Annotated in this window: 19 protein-coding genes; 6 read left to right on the top strand and 13 right to left on the bottom strand. The window is 33.2% G+C overall.

The features are described 5' to 3' along the window. Positions 1-128: 128 nt before the first annotated feature. The 5 genes from GMA17_RS12285 to GMA17_RS12265 form a co-directional block, all read right to left on the bottom strand. Positions 129-326 (bottom strand): hypothetical protein, encoded by a 198-nt coding sequence (locus tag GMA17_RS12285; protein ID WP_248396605.1) that lies wholly within the window; start codon positions 324-326, stop codon positions 129-131. After that, positions 323-781: a hypothetical protein gene (locus tag GMA17_RS12280; RefSeq protein WP_248396603.1), complete on the bottom strand. Its 459-nt coding sequence runs from the start codon at positions 779-781 to the stop codon at positions 323-325. Before GMA17_RS12280 ends, GMA17_RS12285 begins: the two co-directional genes overlap by 4 nt. Positions 782-801: 20 nt before the next feature. Next, complete coding sequence (locus GMA17_RS12275) at positions 802-1,398, bottom strand: mobile mystery protein B (RefSeq protein ID WP_248396601.1); 597 nt, start codon at positions 1,396-1,398, stop codon at positions 802-804. Further along, the gene (locus tag GMA17_RS12270) at positions 1,389-1,850 is read right to left on the bottom strand and encodes a mobile mystery protein A (RefSeq protein ID WP_248396599.1); all 462 of its coding nucleotides are present in this window, start codon (positions 1,848-1,850) and stop codon (positions 1,389-1,391) included. The genes GMA17_RS12275 and GMA17_RS12270 overlap by 10 nt, the downstream gene beginning before the upstream one ends. 205 nt (positions 1,851-2,055) lie before the next feature. Further along, positions 2,056-2,535: a phosphotransferase gene (locus GMA17_RS12265; protein ID WP_248396597.1), complete on the bottom strand. Its 480-nt coding sequence runs from the start codon at positions 2,533-2,535 to the stop codon at positions 2,056-2,058. Positions 2,536-2,798: 263 nt separating this feature from the next. On the opposite strand from GMA17_RS12265, the gene GMA17_RS12260 reads away from it, so the two are divergent. Beyond that, a complete protein-coding gene (locus GMA17_RS12260) occupies positions 2,799-4,598 on the top strand; it encodes a hypothetical protein (protein WP_248396595.1) in 1,800 nt (599 codons plus the stop codon). A gap of 14 nt (positions 4,599-4,612) precedes the next feature. Here GMA17_RS12260 and nadD read toward each other — a convergent pair whose 3' ends face one another. The 3 genes from nadD to GMA17_RS12245 are packed head-to-tail and all read right to left on the bottom strand — an operon-like array spanning position 4,613 to position 6,689. Beyond that, the gene (gene nadD, locus GMA17_RS12255) at positions 4,613-5,191 is read right to left on the bottom strand and encodes a nicotinate (nicotinamide) nucleotide adenylyltransferase (RefSeq protein WP_248396593.1); all 579 of its coding nucleotides are present in this window, start codon (positions 5,189-5,191) and stop codon (positions 4,613-4,615) included. A gap of 9 nt (positions 5,192-5,200) precedes the next feature. Further along, positions 5,201-5,791, bottom strand: a complete 591-nt coding sequence (gmk, locus tag GMA17_RS12250; RefSeq protein WP_248396591.1) for a guanylate kinase — start codon at positions 5,789-5,791, stop codon at positions 5,201-5,203. A gap of 40 nt (positions 5,792-5,831) precedes the next feature. After that, positions 5,832-6,689, bottom strand: a complete 858-nt coding sequence (locus GMA17_RS12245; RefSeq protein WP_248396589.1) for a YicC/YloC family endoribonuclease — start codon at positions 6,687-6,689, stop codon at positions 5,832-5,834. Positions 6,690-6,805: 116 nt separating this feature from the next. Between GMA17_RS12245 and GMA17_RS12240 the strand changes: the two genes are divergently transcribed. Beyond that, complete coding sequence (locus GMA17_RS12240) at positions 6,806-7,285, top strand: thioesterase family protein (RefSeq protein ID WP_248396587.1); 480 nt, start codon at positions 6,806-6,808, stop codon at positions 7,283-7,285. Positions 7,286-7,559: 274 nt separating this feature from the next. Here the strand turns inward: GMA17_RS12240 and GMA17_RS12235 are convergent, their stop codons facing one another. Together GMA17_RS12235 and GMA17_RS12230 are read right to left on the bottom strand one after the other, a co-directional pair. Continuing rightward, positions 7,560-7,913: an arsenate reductase family protein gene (locus GMA17_RS12235; protein ID WP_248396585.1), complete on the bottom strand. Its 354-nt coding sequence runs from the start codon at positions 7,911-7,913 to the stop codon at positions 7,560-7,562. A 116-nt stretch (positions 7,914-8,029) separates the two neighbouring features. Next, a complete protein-coding gene (locus tag GMA17_RS12230) occupies positions 8,030-8,743 on the bottom strand; it encodes a DUF3298 and DUF4163 domain-containing protein (RefSeq protein WP_248396583.1) in 714 nt (237 codons plus the stop codon). A gap of 141 nt (positions 8,744-8,884) precedes the next feature. Between GMA17_RS12230 and GMA17_RS12225 the strand changes: the two genes are divergently transcribed. Next, positions 8,885-10,024 (top strand): cystathionine gamma-synthase, encoded by a 1,140-nt coding sequence (locus tag GMA17_RS12225; protein WP_248396581.1) that lies wholly within the window; start codon positions 8,885-8,887, stop codon positions 10,022-10,024. A 167-nt stretch (positions 10,025-10,191) separates the two neighbouring features. On the opposite strand, the gene GMA17_RS12220 is transcribed toward GMA17_RS12225, so the two are convergent. Beyond that, positions 10,192-10,992: a glutamate dehydrogenase gene (locus GMA17_RS12220; protein ID WP_248396579.1), complete on the bottom strand. Its 801-nt coding sequence runs from the start codon at positions 10,990-10,992 to the stop codon at positions 10,192-10,194. 237 nt (positions 10,993-11,229) lie between these two features. Here GMA17_RS12220 and gdhA point away from each other — a divergent pair, with 237 nt between their 5' ends. Further along, on the top strand, positions 11,230-12,573 hold the full coding sequence (gdhA, locus tag GMA17_RS12215) for an NADP-specific glutamate dehydrogenase (RefSeq protein WP_248396577.1): 1,344 nt from the start codon (positions 11,230-11,232) through the stop codon (positions 12,571-12,573). Positions 12,574-12,604: 31 nt separating this feature from the next. Here the strand turns inward: gdhA and GMA17_RS12210 are convergent, their stop codons facing one another. Together GMA17_RS12210 and GMA17_RS12205 are read right to left on the bottom strand one after the other, a co-directional pair. Beyond that, positions 12,605-13,618, bottom strand: a complete 1,014-nt coding sequence (locus GMA17_RS12210; protein ID WP_248396575.1) for a hypothetical protein — start codon at positions 13,616-13,618, stop codon at positions 12,605-12,607. Between the two features lie 50 nt (positions 13,619-13,668). Further along, positions 13,669-14,775, bottom strand: coding sequence for an MBOAT family protein (locus GMA17_RS12205; RefSeq protein ID WP_248396573.1), 1,107 nt, complete (start codon positions 14,773-14,775; stop codon positions 13,669-13,671). 406 nt (positions 14,776-15,181) lie between these two features. On the opposite strand from GMA17_RS12205, the gene GMA17_RS12200 reads away from it, so the two are divergent. Next, positions 15,182-17,557 carry a two-component regulator propeller domain-containing protein gene (locus GMA17_RS12200; RefSeq protein WP_248396571.1) on the top strand — a complete coding sequence of 792 codons (2,376 nt, stop codon included), beginning with the start codon at positions 15,182-15,184 and terminating at the stop codon, positions 17,555-17,557. Beyond that, positions 17,557-18,273 carry a DNA repair protein RecO gene (gene recO, locus GMA17_RS12195; protein WP_248396569.1) on the top strand — a complete coding sequence of 239 codons (717 nt, stop codon included), beginning with the start codon at positions 17,557-17,559 and terminating at the stop codon, positions 18,271-18,273. The genes GMA17_RS12200 and recO overlap by 1 nt, the downstream gene beginning before the upstream one ends. Positions 18,274-18,291: the final 18 nt, after the last annotated feature.

The following is an 18,291-nucleotide window of genomic DNA, read 5'->3' as shown; positions in this document are numbered from 1 at the left end:
TTGTTACACTTAGAAATTATTTTTTTTAATTTATTTTTAGTTGAAGGTGGTTTTTAAGGGATACTAACACACATTTATTTTTATGCCAGGTTATACAAACTTTTTTATGGTATCGGAAATATTAGTTGCTAATTGGTATCTAATTTTTCCATTTCAGATTTTTGTTTGTCAGTCAGGGGTATTTGGTGTAGTTCAATTGCCAATGTTGACTCATTTAGGTTTTCAAAATTAATATTCTTTATTTTTTCTTTTTGAAATAGGTTTACAACATTTTGTGAGCAAAAACGATGCATAGTTGAATGTCCTTCGTCATCAGGGTTACTCATAAATAAATCAGAATCGTCACAGGAATCATCGTTAAAATAAAAACCTTTAATGTGGGTTTGGTGTACACTCCAATTTTGCTTAATACTATTGAGCTTTTAGAATAATCTCGATGGCCACAGCGACCAGTTATAATAATTCCGAAAAAATTTTGGTCAATCAATTCATTCTTTTTTGAGCGAATTTCAACATTGTATGTTTTCCAACCTGTAATTCCATTTGATTTAAATAACCTAATTACTCTTTCGCTAACTATTAGCGGAAAAGCATTGGTTGTCCAAACTATATCATAAAGGGTTTGTCCACCCATTATATGTTTTACCGTAACTGTTTCTGTTATGTGTTTTTCTCCTCTTGAAATTTCAGGTTCGGCCAAATCAAAATTTTCAATAACACCTCTAAATGGACGATTAGAATAAGATTCTCTAATCTGAAATATTTTGTTGTAGTTCAGCATCTTTTTCAGTTTAGCTAATTTTAGTTTTTTGCAAATTCAATTAACGATGTAAAATTACCATTATCAGCTTCTCTCAAGGATTTTAAATACTTATTTCGTGTTTCGCTAGCTTTTACCGTATTTGATTGATGCCAAGTAAATATATCATTCCCGAATATGGATTCCATAATAATGTCAGCCATCATTCGGGAGTGCCTTCCATTTCCATTTGGAAAGCAATGAATGGGTACTATACGATGTTTAAATCTTATAGCTAGTTCTTCCGGCGGAAAAGTTTTGTATTCTATCCTGTATTTCGTGTTGTCCAGTAAATTTTTTAATTCAATTCCAATTTGTGCCCGCGGGATTCCAATGTTTTTTTCAGTCATTCTGAATTCACCTGCCCATTTCCATACATCGCCATACATTTTTTTATGTAAGTCTTTTACAAATTTTTCCGTTAAAATTTTTTCAGGTTTCAATTTTGTATGAATGGTCCATTCGACAGCTTTTTCAATATTCAATTGCTCAAATTCATCCAGTTCCCCTTGCGTAGTAATTGACTTTATTTTAAGACCCTCCTTTTCAACTTCGTCTAAAGGTGTTTGTCCTACTTTATAATCAAATTCTAATCCCATAATGATTTTTTCATCTCGCGTTTTATTTCACTAGCCAGTTCCTCTATTGTTTTAGCTAGTTTTTCATCGCCAATTCCTTGGTCTTCTAATTTCATATTTTGATTGGTTCTTAATACAATCTTTCTGGCCAGATTTTCTGCTTTTATTTCAACTAAATCGTTGATGGTCCCATTTATTGGCACTAGTGCATATATTAATTTTAAATCCAGTGCATGGGCTACATCTTTTAAAGATTTGAGCGTTATGGAACCATTAGCCTCACTTTCTTCAATTCTTTTTACACCTTGTCGTGTAATATTTAATTTGGCGCCAAGTTGTGCCATTGTCATATTGAGTGATGTTCTAATTGTATTTATCCATCCACGTTGTGGAACCAAGATCTTTCGGGTTTCAGCGAATGGATGAAGCTTTTGGTCTAACTGCTCAATTAAAAGTTTGTGCTTATTTCTCATTTTTTGTAAAGCTTTAAGTTTACAAAACAATATAATTGTAAACATATGCATTTACAAATATATAAAAAAGTAATCTTATATGTTTACAATAAATAAAAAAAGTAAACAATTAGGTTTACTTTTTAATGGTTCTGTTAAATTTAATCCAATGGTTTTGTGAATGACAAGTGCGGGTTTTTGTTAGCGGATTTTCGGAACGAAAATCTTACCCACTATTTTTAAAATCAAAGTTTGGGTTGTACAGTTCATAATTCTGTCCTTCGGTTTCATTATGAATTTTGGCCATAATTTCGCCAATAGCAAAACAGGTGTCTGGTTTCATAACGCGAATTTTGTCACCTTTAGCAAAGGAAAAAAGTACCACATGGCGCAGTCCTTCTGGTGCTTGAACGTCTTGAATTACGATCCCATTTTTGTCAGCAATAGGAAATGAAACCGAAAGGTTGTTGTTTTTAAGTTGGTTTAATAAACGTAATTCTTCCTGAATTTCCGTTTTTGTTCGCCAGTTATAGCAGTAAACCCGAATAACATAAGTGGTTTGCCCATCTGTAATAAAGTAGGTATGGTTTAAACCTGTTCGGTATAACTTACAGCTAAAATTTGCCGCTAGTTGATACGTGTCTTTTATGAAGTTGCCTAAAGCGGTTTCAGAGAGAGTTGAGGCAGAAACAGGGAAGGTAGTCATGCGGTGGTTTTATGGCAGATTGCAGAACATGAAATAGATAGGTACATGTTACAGTTTTTAAAAGTAATAATTAAAACCTATTGGTGTACATATTTCTTCTGAAAGATAAATGCAGAAAGGTAAAGGCTTGACGTATATCAACAATTGTTTTTAAAATTTTCTAATCTAAAATAATAAAAGACTAAAAGGTATGATATTTATCATCTTTTAGGAAGTTTACATTTAGCGCTTTTGCGGCTTAATTATTTTTTAAAATACACATCATGAGAGCATCCAACCACACACATAATTTCCATATTCCTGTTATGGGTTTAGCCTATACCATAGATAGCCCTATTCGTGTGGCGCAATACGGGATTTCGTCTGTAATTTCAATTATTGACGATGAGCTTTTAGAACGTATGAACGCTTTTTATAGTGAAAAATTTAGTCTGCCTTATCAGGAAATTTCTAAAAAGGTGGACGATTATCGTGCTAAACGTATTACAGCATATTTAAACTTGGTTGATACCATTGTTAAAAATAAGTTTGTAAAATTTAAAGAAGAAATTTCAGAAAGTAAATCGGCTTTAGAGAATTTTATAGATATGCTTCCCAATAAGTCCAACATCAAACAAGGACTTTCAAATTTGTTAGATGAAGGTTTGATGCTTAAAGATAGCATTAAAAACTATGTAGACTCTCATTTATCGGCTGGTGAAATTGATGTGAATATCATGACCAAAATTGATAAAGAAAACTTTATTAAATCGGAAAAATTACCAGTAGAATTTAATGATGCACATGCATCACTTCGCGGTTTTGCTAATAGTAATTTAAGTTCGTCTGTGGTGCTTTCGGCAGGTATGAACCCAAGATTATATAGCTATTTTGAAAATTTCATCGATTTTTATCCCAATGCCAAAAATCAGATTAAAAAGAAAATTATTTTAAAAGTAAGCGATTTCCGTTCTGCTATAATTCAGGGGAAATTTTTAGCTAAAAAGGGTCTTTGGGTGTCTGAATACCGAATTGAATCTGGTTTAAATTGTGGTGGTCATGCCTTTGCTACAGACGGGCATTTGTTGGGACCCATTTTGGAAGAATTTAAAAGCAAAAAATCAGAACTAATACAAGACACACATAGCGTTTTTGTAAAAGCATTAACAGATAAAGCCTTGTATATCCCAGAAAAACCATTAGATATAAAAATAACCGTTCAAGGTGGTGTTGGTACGGCTGCGGAACACGATTTTTTAATTGACAATTATCAAGTGGATTCTGTAGGTTGGGGCAGTCCATTTTTATTAGTTCCAGAAGCTACATCTGTGGATATCGAAACACGTAAGTTATTGGCAGAAGCTAAAGAATCCGATTTGTATTTAAGCGGTATTTCGCCATTAGGCGTGCCTTTTAATACCATTAAGGGAACCTCTAACGAGTTTTATAAGCAAACCCGTATTGATAACAACAAAGCGGGAAGTTCCTGTCCTAAAAAGTTTTTAGCCTTGAGTAAAGAGTTTGGGCCAGAAGGTATTTGTACGGCATCCAAAAAATATCAGGATGTAAAATTGGAGGAATTGGAGGCGAAAAAAGAAACGTTGACGGCTACTGTTTTTGAAATGACAAAAAACAAAATTACTGAAAAAGCCTGTCTTTGTGTTGGTCTTGCCAATGCATCTTATCTGGAAAATGATATGCCTATAAAAGGGCAACAGCAAGGTGTGGTAATTTGTCCGGGACCCAATTTAGCTTATTTTGATAAAGAGGTTTCATTGGCACAAATGGTTAAGCATATTTATGGAAAAACATCCGTTTTATCGGATACTTACAGACCGAATATGTTTGTAAAAGAGCTGAAAATGTATGTGGATTATTTAAAGAATGACATAGCCACGTTTACAGATGATTTATCCGCGAAGCAAATTAAAAAATGGACAACCTTTAAAGCTAATTTATTAGAAGGTGTGGGCTATTATCAAAAGCTGTTTAAGGAAACGATGGAGCCAAATACAACTGTAATTCAAGCTGATATTATGGTTTATGAGCAGGCTATAAATAGTATTGAAATTCCTGTTTTATAGTTGGCTGAAGGGATTTATTTATAAAAATTCATCTCGTCAATATACTGCCAAACGGTTTGAGGCAACATGGGTTTAACGTTGATTCCGTCTTTTATAGATTGCCTGATAAATGTAGAAGATAGTTCTATAATAGGCGCATTTATATGATGAATGCGTTTATGGCCATCAAATTGGGTTTCAATGGTGCCTTCAGAAATTCTAGGATAGACGTAAATATCATGATTATCCAAAATAACTTGGTAGTTTTTCCACTTGTGAAAGCTTTTTAAATTGTCTTCACCCATAATTAAGGAAAATTCATGATGAGGATATTTTTCCTGTAAATGTGCCAAAGTATTTACCGTGTAATTGGGTTGTGGCAATGCAAATTCAATATCGCTTGGTTGGAGTTTGTCATACTCTTCGGTGGCGCGAAAAACCATTTCCAAACGTTGGTAATTATCTAATAAGGATTGTTTCTTTTTAAACGGACTTTGTGGTGTAACAACTAACCAAATTTGATCCAAATCACTTTGTTCAGCAAGCTGATTGGCAATAATAATATGTCCAATATGAATAGGGTTAAAGGTTCCGAAGTATAAGCCTATTTTCATGGGTTTTATTTAAGATTTTAAAAAATTAGAAACCAAACTTTCGGCTTCTACCAATGCTTTTTCCAAGTTATCATTTTCAATAATAACATCAAAAAGGGGTGCTGTTGCTAATTCTGCAGATGCTTTAGCAATCCGCATATTTATTTTATCGTCTGTTTCTGTTTTACGCTTTTTTAGTCGAATTTTTAATTCGTCAATGCTGGGTGGTTTTACAAAAACAGCGAGAGTTTCCTTTGGGAATTTCCGCTTAATACGTAAACCGCCAGAGACGTCAATATCAAAAATCACATGTTTGCCTTGCGCCCAAATACGTTCCACTTCCGTTTTTAAAGTGCCATAAAAATTATCACGATATACCTCTTCCCATTCAAGAAATTCATCCGCTTTAATTTTGTTTTTAAACTCTTGAGCCGACAGAAAATAATAGTCTTTAGCGTCTATTTCGTCACCGCGTTTTTCACGAGAGGTAGCAGAAATAGAAAACTCCAAATTTAAAGCGTCTAACCCTAAAAGATGACGGACAATAGTGGTTTTTCCAGATCCTGAAGGAGCAGAGAATACAATAAGTTTACCTGTAAGGTTGTTGGTTTGTTGTGTCAAAGTAATTTTATTTTAAAAACAAATAGAAATGGATTATCTATTATAGTACGTTTAAGAGTTGTTCTTTTATTTTCTCCAATTCATCTTTCATTTGCACGACTAATTTTTGCATAGGTGCATAATTACTTTTGGATCCAATGGTATTGATTTCACGACCCATTTCCTGACCAATAAATCCTAATTTTTTACCGTTTGAATCGGCAGAATTTAAGGCCTGCAGAAAATAATCTAAATGGTTTTTTAGGCGCACTTTTTCTTCTGTGATATCAAATTTTTCGATGTAGAAAACTAGTTCCTGCTCAAATCTATTTTCGTCCACTTTTTCTTTCAATTCTTCAACACCTTTGCGTAAACGCTCACGAACACCTTCAATACGGTCTGGATCCATGGCAATAATGTCTTCTAAAATATCAGCGATATTTTGAACACGATTCCTAAAATCCAATTCTAGAGCTTTCCCTTCATCCAAACGATAGGTGTCAATATTTTGTAAAGCTATTTTTACTTCATTTAAAATAAGGTTCCATTCGTTTTCATCAATTTCTTCACGTTCGGTATTTAACGCATCTGGAAAACGTACAGCCATTTTTAGCAGTTCCGTATCATCACCATCCACCAATTCTTTGAGCTGCTTCATATAGTGTTTTACAGCTGGTTTGTTAATTTGTGTGCTGGTTTCTTCGCCAGTCATTTCCACATAAATAGAGAAATCAATCTTACCACGTTCTAATTGATTACCAATTAACTTGCGTAAACTCAATTCTTTTTCTCTGTAAATTGAAGGCATTCTGGCATTCAAATCTAGGTTTTTACTATTTAACGATTTTACTTCAATCGTTACTTTTTTGGTTGGTAACTGTAAAACAGATTTCCCATAACCAGTCATTGAATGTATCATAATTCTTAAATAAAGTTGCACAAAGGTAATTAAAACTGAAGGTTTAGAAAACTGTGAGCGAATATTATGCGTAGCAAGTAGATTTATGTAATTTTGTAACTAAATTTTTTATAAAAATGTATACCAAACAATTCGAAATTCGTTGGAGCGATGTGGATGCCAACAGACATTTAGCAAATAGTGCATATACCAATTTTATGAGTCACACGCGAATGGCTTTTTTAATTGAAAAAGGGTTTTCTATGAAGGAGCTTGCACATTTTAATATTGGTCCAGTGGTTTTTTATGAACACATGTATTATTTTAAAGAAGTGTTTATGGGGAAACCATTAACGGTAAGTTTGGAAGTTTCTGGATTGAGTGAAGATGGTATGTTTTTTAAATTCGACCATAATTTCTACAACCATAAAGGCGAAAATATAGCACATTGTGAAATGCTTGGTGCTTGGATGGATTTAAAAACACGAAAATTAGTCGATTTACCTGCGGAATTATTAGAGCAAGCCGAGACGTTTCCGAAGACAAAAAATTTCAAGTATTTAACAAAAGAAGACACACGCGTAGGAAGCAAAAAGCCCGTGCATTTAAATATTTAATTTTGGTTTTTTAGTTACTAAATAAACACTAGTAATTATAAATCCTGCAGCTACAAGTTTTACCATCATGGTGTTACTGCCTATTAATAGGGCTAAATTTCAAGCAATAATAGGTTGCGTATACAAAAACGCACTAACTACAGATGCCTTTAAATGGTGCAGGGAAAATAGGGTTTTATATGGTCTGCATCTAGGACATCATTTTGTAAAGGTGAAGTTAAAACCATAAATAACCTGAATCAAGAAAACGGCAATAAGCGCAATAACCCGCGTGTTATTCAATTAAAGCTGCCTTTAAATTTTCTATTGTCTTTTTGGAGTTCCCTATAAAAATCTGATCATTAAAAATAACAACTGGTCGGCTTAAAAAGGTATAGTGTTCTAAAATATATTGTTTATAATCAGCTTCCGTTAAGTTAGCATTTTTTAAATCCATTTCGCTATACAGTTTTGCACGCTTGCTAAAAAGTGCTTCATAACTACCAGATAGTTTCTGTATGGCTTCAAGCTGTTTTACCGTTATAGCGTCCTGTTTTATATCTTGAAACTCAAAGCCAGAAGGCCAATTGATGCTATTAATTATACGTGTACAGGTATTGCAGGTTTTTAGAAAGTAAACTTTTTTCATAAATATAAAGGCTGTTTTAAGAATACGGCACAAAGTAATCCCATTTATAGAAAAAAACAAGATTATAGCCAGTCGCTTTATTTGGGTGTAAAGGTGAAAGTGAATCTAGCCTTTTATTACATAAAATTTAAATATGGCACTAAATCATCAAAAGGAATGGTGAATTCGGTTAAACCTGTGGAATATGGCGCTACTTCATAACTGTTGTAAAGTAGAATAACGCCGGTATCATTAAAGCCTATATTTTGAGGGAGGACAAAGTTATCAGGTTCAAAATAGAGTTCTTTTTTGTCCGCTATTTGATCGTTAAAATAATCCTCTGCCACTGTTTTAAAGGCGTTCATATCGTTGAATAATTGTTCGTTTTTTAGTAATTGACCTGTTAAGGCATCAAAATTTAAAAACGATACAACCAAGCTGCCATGAGCACCTCCTGTATTGAGATAATTGGTGATGACAACGGAAATAACGGCTTCAGATTGATACATAATTTCACCATCAATTTGTGCTTCCCATTCTAAAGCACTTTCAGGAAATTCAGATTTAAAACTTGCGTATTCTGAATTAAATTTGTCAATGCTTTCTGAAACGGACATGCTTTTAGCAACCGAATCTTCATCCAAATTTAAACTCGCACTAACCATAGCTTCTATAGATGTATTGATGTTGTTTTTTACAGCTTCAATCCCTTCTGCTTGTGGTATATTTATTTCTACAATCTTGTTTTGATTGGTAGTAAAGTTTTTTTCTGAAAATGTGATTTTTGTTTCTTCATCTTCACACGAAAAAATAAGAAAAATAAGAGATAAGAGTACAATTGAACGTTGCATAAAAATAGTGCGTTAATTAATTATTAAAGATAATTATTGCATTTGAATACACCGAATTAAACCCTAACTTTATGAAAATATTATTTAATCATACATGAAGTTTTTTTGATATAATAAAACTATGTAAAGAAAAAAATAAAGATGAAATTCAATACCAAAACAATTCACGGTGGTCAAAAACTAGATCCAGCTTATGGTGCGGTGATGCCACCAATTTACCAAACAACAACTTATGCACAAAGTACGCCTGGAGGACATAAGGGATTTGAATATTCACGAAGTAAGAATCCAACCCGAAGCGCATTAGAAAATGCCGTTGCTAGTATTGAGAATGGTAATTACGGAATGGCTTTTGGTTCGGGATTAGCAGCAATTGATGCCGTAATCAAGTTGTTGGAGCCGGGTGATGAGGTTATTTCTTCAAACGATTTATATGGTGGGTCATATCGATTGTTTACATCTATATTTAAAAAATTCGGTATTACTTTTCATTTTGTTGATATGAAAAATGCCAATACAATTGAAAACTATGTGAATGCCAACACAAAACTGCTTTGGTTAGAAACACCAACCAACCCAATGATGAATATTATTGATATTAAGGCGTGTGCGGCCATTTCCAAAAAGCATAATTTGTTATTAGCAGTAGATAATACCTTTGCTACACCTTATTTACAGCAGCCATTGGAATTAGGAGCTGACATTGTTATGCATTCTGCAACCAAATATTTGGGTGGTCATAGTGATGTGGTATTGGGTGTTTTGGCTGTAAAAGATAAAGAACTTGCTGATAAATTATACTTTATTCAAAATGCCAGTGGTGCTGTTTGTGGTCCGCAGGATAGTTTTTTAGTTTTAAGAGGTATCAAAACATTGCATATTAGAATGCAACGTCATTGTGAAAATGGTCGTGCGGTTGCTGAATATTTAAGCACACATGCTAAAATAGAAAACGTGTATTGGCCAGGATTTGAAAATCATCCAAACCATGTGATTGCCAAAACACAAATGAAAGATTTTGGCGCTATGATTTCATTTACCACGAAAGGGAATAATTATGAAGACGCTATAAAAATTGTGGAAAAGTTGAAAATTTTCACTTTAGCGGAATCTTTAGGTGGTGTGGAATCCTTGGCTGGACATCCGGCTAGTATGACCCATGCGAGTGTTCCGAAAGAAGAACGTGAAAAAACAGGTGTTGTGGACTCCTTAATAAGGTTGAGTGTTGGGATTGAAGATATAGACGATTTAATTGCCGATTTAAAACAGGCTATCGGTTAACGAATCAGAAGAAAAGAAATTGGCTATCTAAAATGTCAAATTTTACTTTAAATGTCACATTAAGCGCAGTTGAAATATTAGGGTTTCAAAATTTAAAAACTTTGATAGTGTTTAGCTATACCTGGACACTTTTAGGTAGCTTTTTTAGACGGTGGAAGGTTTCTTTTTTAATCTAAATAATAAATGTATCCAACGTTAAGCCAAAGCAAATAATCGTTGTTTTTATTGGATTCTAATTGGTGATTTAAACCATCTATCCAGTCACTAAAATACGTTTGTAGTCGTAAATCTAGCATTAAATCTGATAATGTGGTTAATTTGTAACGCACACCAACACTCGTTACCATGGACCAAGTACTTCCTGAAGAGGGATTGATAGAGCCTGGCTCCCAAGCGTCCCAAAAATTATTAGCATTAAGAATATTGTTATCTGCTATGCCAGTGGCGGGATCAACATATGTAGTATAGGCTTTAGGGTTATACGAGGTATAGTGAGCACCAAGACTTATAAATGGCGCTAATCGGTAACTAAAAGATTGAAACTCTCTAATGCTCAACGGGAAATATTCCAGTTGCATACCAATGTCAAAATTATTTGCTTCACCAGTATGTCTTCGTAGTTTTTCTGCATTTTCGCCACTACCTTCTGCCCATTGGCCATGGTGATCTAATTTTGTTTTATTGAAAGATATTTCACTTCGTAATTTAAAGTGATCATTAAAATAGGTGTCTGTAGAATAACAGTTACAATCTGCTCTGTAGGCAAAATTTATATAGTGAACAATACCAATACCAAAACCGGAGTTTCCGTAGTTGGTGCCTTCATGATTACGAACACCAAAATCCGATCTAAACTGAACAGGTCCAACAATGGCACCTATTTCATGTGAAAATCCTAATTGCGAATATCCAGAATGCAAACCAGCAAACAGGAGTATAAAAACAGGTAATAGTTTCAATTTGAGCATAGTCTGATTCTCATGTGTTTAGAGCAAATTACTAACAAATATATAAAATAGACGTAACTACCCAAATTTATTTCGCAATTACGAGTATAAATGTATGTAATTAACTCATAAAAAAACAAATTATTTTAAAGATGTTACAATTATGAATAATAAAAAAATAAGCAATGTTTTTTAAAGATAATGTATATTTGTAGCTATATAACTAATTATTATAAGATTTTTTAAAGTAAAACATAAATGAAAGATAAAATTGACACTTTTTTAAACTTGGTAAAAAAGAAAGATGGCCATGAACCTGAATTTCTACAAGCTGTACACGAAGTTGCGGAAGCTGTAATTCCTTTTATTGAAGAAAACCCTAAATATAAGGGAAAAATGTTGTTAGAACGGATGGTGGAGCCGGAGCGTACTATTGTATTTCGAGTGCCTTGGATTGATGATCAAGGACAAACTCAAGTAAATAGAGGATTTAGAGTGGAATTCAACTCGGCTATTGGACCCTATAAAGGAGGGTTGCGTTTTCATCCATCTGTAAACTTAAGTATTTTAAAGTTTTTAGGTTTCGAACAAGTGTTTAAAAACTCTTTAACCACCTTGCCCATGGGTGGCGGGAAGGGTGGGTCAGATTTTGACCCGAAAGGAAAAAGTGATAATGAAGTTATGCGTTTTTGCCAATCTTTTATGTCTGAATTGTTTCGGCATATTGGTCCAAATACAGATGTTCCAGCCGGTGATATAGGTGTTGGAGGTCGTGAGGTTGGTTTTATGTTTGGTCAGTACAAGCGATTGCGTAATGAATTTACGGGCGTTATAACTGGTAAAGGAATCTCTTTTGGTGGATCATTAATTCGTCCAGAAGCCACCGGTTATGGCTGTGTATATTTTGCGCAAAACATGCTAGCTACTAAAGGCGATTCGTTAAAAGGTAAAACGGTAGTAGTCTCGGGTTCTGGAAACGTTGCCCAATATGCTTGCGAGAAAATTACAGAATTAGGAGGTAAGGTTGTAACAATGTCTGATTCTTCAGGTTATATTCATGATAAAGCCGGAATTGATGCGGAAAAACTAGCCTATATAATGGACATTAAAAATGTTCAAAGAGGACGTATTAGTGATTACTTAACTAAATATTCATCTGCTAAATTCTATAGTGGTGACAGGCCATGGTCAGTGGCTTGTGATGTTGCTATGCCGTGTGCCACTCAAAATGAGTTAAATGAAGCGGAAGCAAATACGTTGATTAAAAATAATGTGACTGTTGTAGCTGAAGGCGCAAATATGCCTGCAACACCAGAAGCCATTGAAGCCTTTCAAAAAGCTCAAGTTATGTTTGCGCCAGGAAAAGCATCTAATGCTGGAGGTGTTGCTACATCAGGTTTAGAGATGAGCCAAAATTCATTGCGTTATAATTGGACTCGCGAAGAGGTAGATGATAAATTACATGATATTATGGATGCTATTCATGAATCTTGTGTTATCTATGGTAAACAAGATGATGGCTATATAAACTATGTAAAAGGAGCAAATATTGCTGGTTTTGTAAAAGTAGCCGATGCCATGCTCGCTCAAGGTGTTGTTTAAATTAATGAAACACTTGGATATAAAGGGTCTCCTATTTTTCTAGGAGGCTTTTTTTCTTAAACAGAACATCTATATTTCGTTCAACAATTTCGAAAATTACGATATCAGGTTTTTCTTCTTCAATCTGTTTTTTATTTACAGTGTAATTTTTCACATAATTAATAGCGTCGAAACTTTCATTAAAATAGGGCATCCAATTATAAGAGAATGAATCATAATGCATAAAAAGCTTCGGGTTAGCATGGTTGTTTTTAGCAGCATTAATTGATGATGCTTTTTTTGTAAGTGTTGGCGCAGTTTCTTCTATATTCAGATTAATCATTTTTATAATATCACCTTGCTTAACGGGCTTAACTTGAATCTTATAATCTTCTAGGGTAACAGTTGGAATCGCATAATCTTTATTTATAGTCTTCATGGTTTCTTGATAACCAATAAATGCACCAAATTCATTCCAGTGGGAATCTGTTTTTAAGTATAATTGATTGGTGTTTTTCTCGGCTATCATTGACCTGGTTAAATCTATGATTTCGAAATTTATTTGTGCTTTTAAATAATTTTTTAAGACACTTAAATTGGATTCATAGACCTTAAATTGGTATGGTAAATGTTCCCTGTAAACCGTGTTTTTATTAGGTGGCACAACGATATAAAATGCAATATTATGGTTGTTTAAATAGGTTTTAAGTTCTAAAATTCTTCTACTAATTTCTTGGAGTTCTTCTGTATTAAAAGTATTGTTTCCAAAGGCATTATTAAGTGAATTGTTATAGCTGTTTCCTAAAAAATACCAGCCATTTAAACCTTTTACCACTTTATTTGGCATAGGAGTTTCTTGAATCGTATGAGATTTAAAATCAATATAGTTGTTTACCAATGTGGTTTTTAATCCGAAGTTTTCTGTGTAGTAATTTTTAAATTCAGTAAGGGAATGGATTGGTTGGTTTAAATCAAAATTTGGTACTTCTTGAAAAACTCTATTTTCATTATTTTCCGTTGTTTCCAATTTGAAAAACATAACCACATTAGGTGCTACTATCATCATTATAAAAATGATAATAAAAAGCCAATGTAATATGTTTTGTCTGTTTTTCATTAAAAGCGGAAATATATAAACGGGTTATAAGAATCGGTTGCTATGTAAGTGAAACATATAAATAAGAGAATAAAAAGACCGATTAATTTTAATGGAAAAAATATGTTTTTAGTGCCCGATGTTAGGTTGGAGTTAAAAACACCAGAAACTATCTTTTTATAAATTGGTGTGGATAGTAAAAGTGCGGCAAATAGTACAATTAACATTTCTTTGGTTAAATAAAAGTTTAAAAAAGCTGTATTGGTTTCAAGTGAGAAATTGAACATGGTCATCAAATAATGGAACGCATCAGTCATGGTGTCATTTCTAAAAAACACCCAAGAAATATTTAAAACGAAAAGAAAATATAAATGCGATAAAAACGCCGGGCGCTTTGAATCCGTGTCTTTAAAATTCCATTCAATGATGATAAATAAACCATGGAAAAGTCCCCAAAATATAAAAGTCCAATTAGCACCATGCCATAAGCCTGTAACAAAGAATACAATAATTAAATTGGTGTAGGTGCGCCATTTGCCTTCTCGACTTCCTCCAAGGGAAATATATAAATAATCTTTAAACCAATTTGAAAGTGTTATATGCCAACGTCTCCAAAATTCTCTGATGGATTTAGAAATATAGGGGTAATTAAAGTTTTCGGGAAAATTAAAACCAAACATTTTGCCTAATCCTATTGCCATATCAGAATATCCTGAAAAATCGAAATAAATTTGAAAACTATAAACTATAGTTCCCAGCCAAGCAATGAGCATAGAAGATTCAGATGGTGGTAAATTAAAAATGGCGTCTGCCAAAACCGCACAATTATTGGCGATAATCATTTTTTTAGAAAGACCAATTATAAAACGTTCTACGCCTTCATAGAAAAGCGATGTAGTTACCGTTCTACTTTTTAACTCTTTTTCAATTACAGCATACCTTACAATTGGACCAGCAATGAGTTGTGGAAATAAAGTGACATAAGTTGCGAAATCAATAAAATTTTTACATGCTTTTACCTGACCGCGATAGACATCAATGGTATAAGACATGGTTTGGAAGGTGTAAAAACTAATACCTATTGGCAGCGCAATATTGGAGAAATTTAAAGCACCCTCTGGACTCATATTAAAACCTTCTAAAAGGCTAATTAGGTTACTGGAAATAAAATTGGCATACTTAAAATAGAGTAGAATGGATATATTAAATGTAATAGAAATATATAAACCAAGTTTCCTTTTTCCTTTGCTGATAATTAAACCGCTAATGTAATCTACAGCCGCTGATAGTAGGATTAGCAGGACTAATTCTTTTTCTCCCCACGTATAAAAAACAAGGCTAAAAGCTAAAAGTGTAAAGTTTTTAAATTTTTTAGGTGTTAAAAAATAGACAAACAATACAAGCGGAAGAAATAAAAATAAAAATATAGGACTGCTAAATAACATTAAATAAGCCTAGTTAATAAAACCAAAAATACAATAAAATATAGTATTTTTGGTTTAAACTATACGCTTTAAAAAACACCGAACTTTAATGAAGATAATTCAAAACAAGCTATTTTTTATTTTAGCACTTTTTCTAGTGTCTAATATGGTTTTTAGCCAAGATTATTCAGCAGATTGGAAAGGGCATTTCTCATTTCTAAATATTCAGAGTGTTTCAAGAGGTGAAACTAAAATGTATGTCGCATCAGATAATGCCATCTTTAGTTTTGATACTGTTTCGCGAGAAATGGAACAAATTACTACCATTAATGGGTTATCTGGGGAGCTAATCACCACAATTTATTACAGTGAGGCTTATGGTTTAGTGCTTGTTGGTTTTGAGAATGGATTAATGGAACTATTTTTTGAAGATGATGTTGATATTTTAAGTATTGTAGATATTAAAGACAAGCAAAATATTCCGCCAGATAGTAAAAGAATTAATCATTTTAATGTGGTAAATAATCTCGTATATGTGTCCACGGATTATGGTATTTCAGTGTACGATTTAGAGAATTTGGAATTTGGTGACACCTATTTTATAGGAGACGGTGGTTCTCAAATACAGGTTAACCAAACCGCTGTTTACAATGATTTTATTTACGCAGCATGTTATGATAATGGAGGTGTTAGAAAGGCTTTAATATCAAGTCCAGATTTAATTGATTTTCAGGAGTGGAATAGGATCCGAGCAGGAAATTATCGGTTTATTCAAGAAGTTGAAAATAATTTGTACACAATAAGAAATGACCATTATCTATATAGGATTGGTGAAGATAATCTGTTTTCTGTTTTAATTAGGTATAATACATTACCAAATGATATGACGAGCGTAGATAATAAACTATTGGTTACTGAAAAGAATAAAGCGTTCATTTACGATAATGAATTTAGTGAAATAGCTGTCGTAAATCCCACTGCAGACTATCCAACTGAATTTTCATGTGCTACAATTTTTAATGACAATCAACTTTATATTGGGACCAAAAATATTTTAAATCAAGGAAAACCTGGTTTTGGAATTTTAGAAACTAATTTAAACGATTTAACAAATTTTAATGAAATCCATCCAGATGGACCATTGTTAAACACAGTTTTTTCTGTCGAAATTGAAAACAGTAATCTTTGGTGCACATTTGGAGGCTTTTCAGCTTCTTTTAGTTTTGCAGGGGGCATTGCTAGAACTGGTTTAAGTAATTATAAAAATGAACAATGGATTAATAAACCTTACGATTCTATTTTAGCAGCTGTACAAATTCCTTTTTATTTATCTGATATAGCCATTAACCCTTTTAATCCTGAACAAGTTTATATCAGCTCATATTATTCGGGATTATTGGATATTCAAAATAATGAAATTATGGGTATATACGACGAAAACAATAGCACCATTGTCCCTTTTGCAGCCGAACTATGTTTGACACTGACGGCAGATTACGATCGAGAAGGTGCCTTGTGGGTTACCAACGGACGTGTTGAAAGCCCTTTAAATAGATTTAAAGATGGTTCCTGGACATCATATGATCTAACAAATATAATAAATTCACCCACTAGTAATTTAGGGTTTTCAGATATTGTTTTTGATCGATCGGGGAACGTATTTTTTGGTTCGTATAGTGCTGGGATAATTGGGTTAAACCTAAGTGGAAACGGCGAATTTAAAAACATAGTGGAAGACAGTCAAAACATGCCAACACCCTATGTGACATCTGTAGCCATGGATAAAAACAATCAAGTATGGATAGGAACCAGTAATGGTTTACGTGTTATATATAATACTACTAGTTTCTTTTCGGAAAGTAATCCGCAGGTTCAAGATATTATCATTTTGGAAGATGGTGTCCCAAAAGAATTATTATATCAGCAGTTTGTATCCGATATTGAAGTGGATGGTGCTAATAACAAATGGATTGCCGCCATTGGTTCGGGGGTTTTTTATTTTTCAGCTGATGGTCAAAATACCATTCGTCATTTTACAAAAGATAATTCACCGTTACCAAGTAATGACATTACGGATATTTCAATAGACGAGATAAATGGTGATGTGTATTTTGCTACGCGTAATGGTCTGGTATCCTTCGGTTCTGGTAGTTCAGAAACCCAACAAACCTTGGCAAATGCCTATGTATATCCAAACCCTGTGCGACCAACATTTAATATCACAGAAGAAAAAGTAAAAATTAAAGATATTTCTGAAAACGTCAATATTAAAATTACCGATATTGAAGGGAATTTGGTGGCTGAAGCCCAATCCAGAACCAACTCAAGATACAAAGGTTACAATTTAGAAATTGATGGTGGAATTGCGTATTGGAATGGTAATAACCTAGCAAATAATGTTGTAAAAACAGGTGTTTATCTAGTAATGCTTTCCGATTTGGATACCTTTGAAACAAAGGTTATTAAAGTAATGGTTGTGCGCTAATGTCTGCATCAGAAAAAGCCATTGTACTATCAAAAATCAAATATCGTGATAATGATTTAATTGTCAACTGCTATACGCAACACAGAGGCTTGTCTAGTTATTTAATCCGCGGTGCGTTTAAAAGTAAGCGCTCTGGATCCATTGCCTATTACCAGTTATTGTCGCAGATTGAAATTGTAGAAACCTATAAGCCCAATCAGTCGCTTCATTATATAAAAGAAGTGAAATCGAGTTTTATTTATAACACACTTCACACCAACGTTATAAAGAGTAGTATCGTGTTATTTTTATCAGAAGTATTAGCCAATGTGTTAAAAGAGGAAGAACAGAATAATCTACTTTTCGATTATTTGGAAACCGCTTTACAATGGTTGGACTCTGAACCCAATTATGCTAATTTTCATTTGTTATTTCTTTTAAAGCTCACTAAATATTTGGGTTTTTATCCAGATACTGATCATGTAGAAACAGGTGTTTTTAATTTGCAATCGGGATATTTTGAACCGAGTAAAACCCATATATATGCGGTTTCAGCTGAAAACAATACCTTATTAAAAGAGTTGTTAGGCATGAATTTTGATGCCTTAAATACGGTTAAATTACAAGCAGAACAACGCCAAGCTTTCCTTAATATGCTTATGCAATATTATGAGTTACACTTGGGGTATTTTAGAAAACCAAAATCTCTGCAAATATTTAATCAAGTTTTTAGATAAATACCAATTAACCCTCAT

The sequence above is a fragment of the Bizionia sp. M204 genome (genome assembly GCF_023205095.1).
Lineage (GTDB): Bacteria > Bacteroidota > Bacteroidia > Flavobacteriales > Flavobacteriaceae > Algorimicrobium > Algorimicrobium hallyeonense.
Note: the sequence above shows the minus strand (reverse complement) of the source record. Positions and strands in the feature narration are given on the sequence as shown.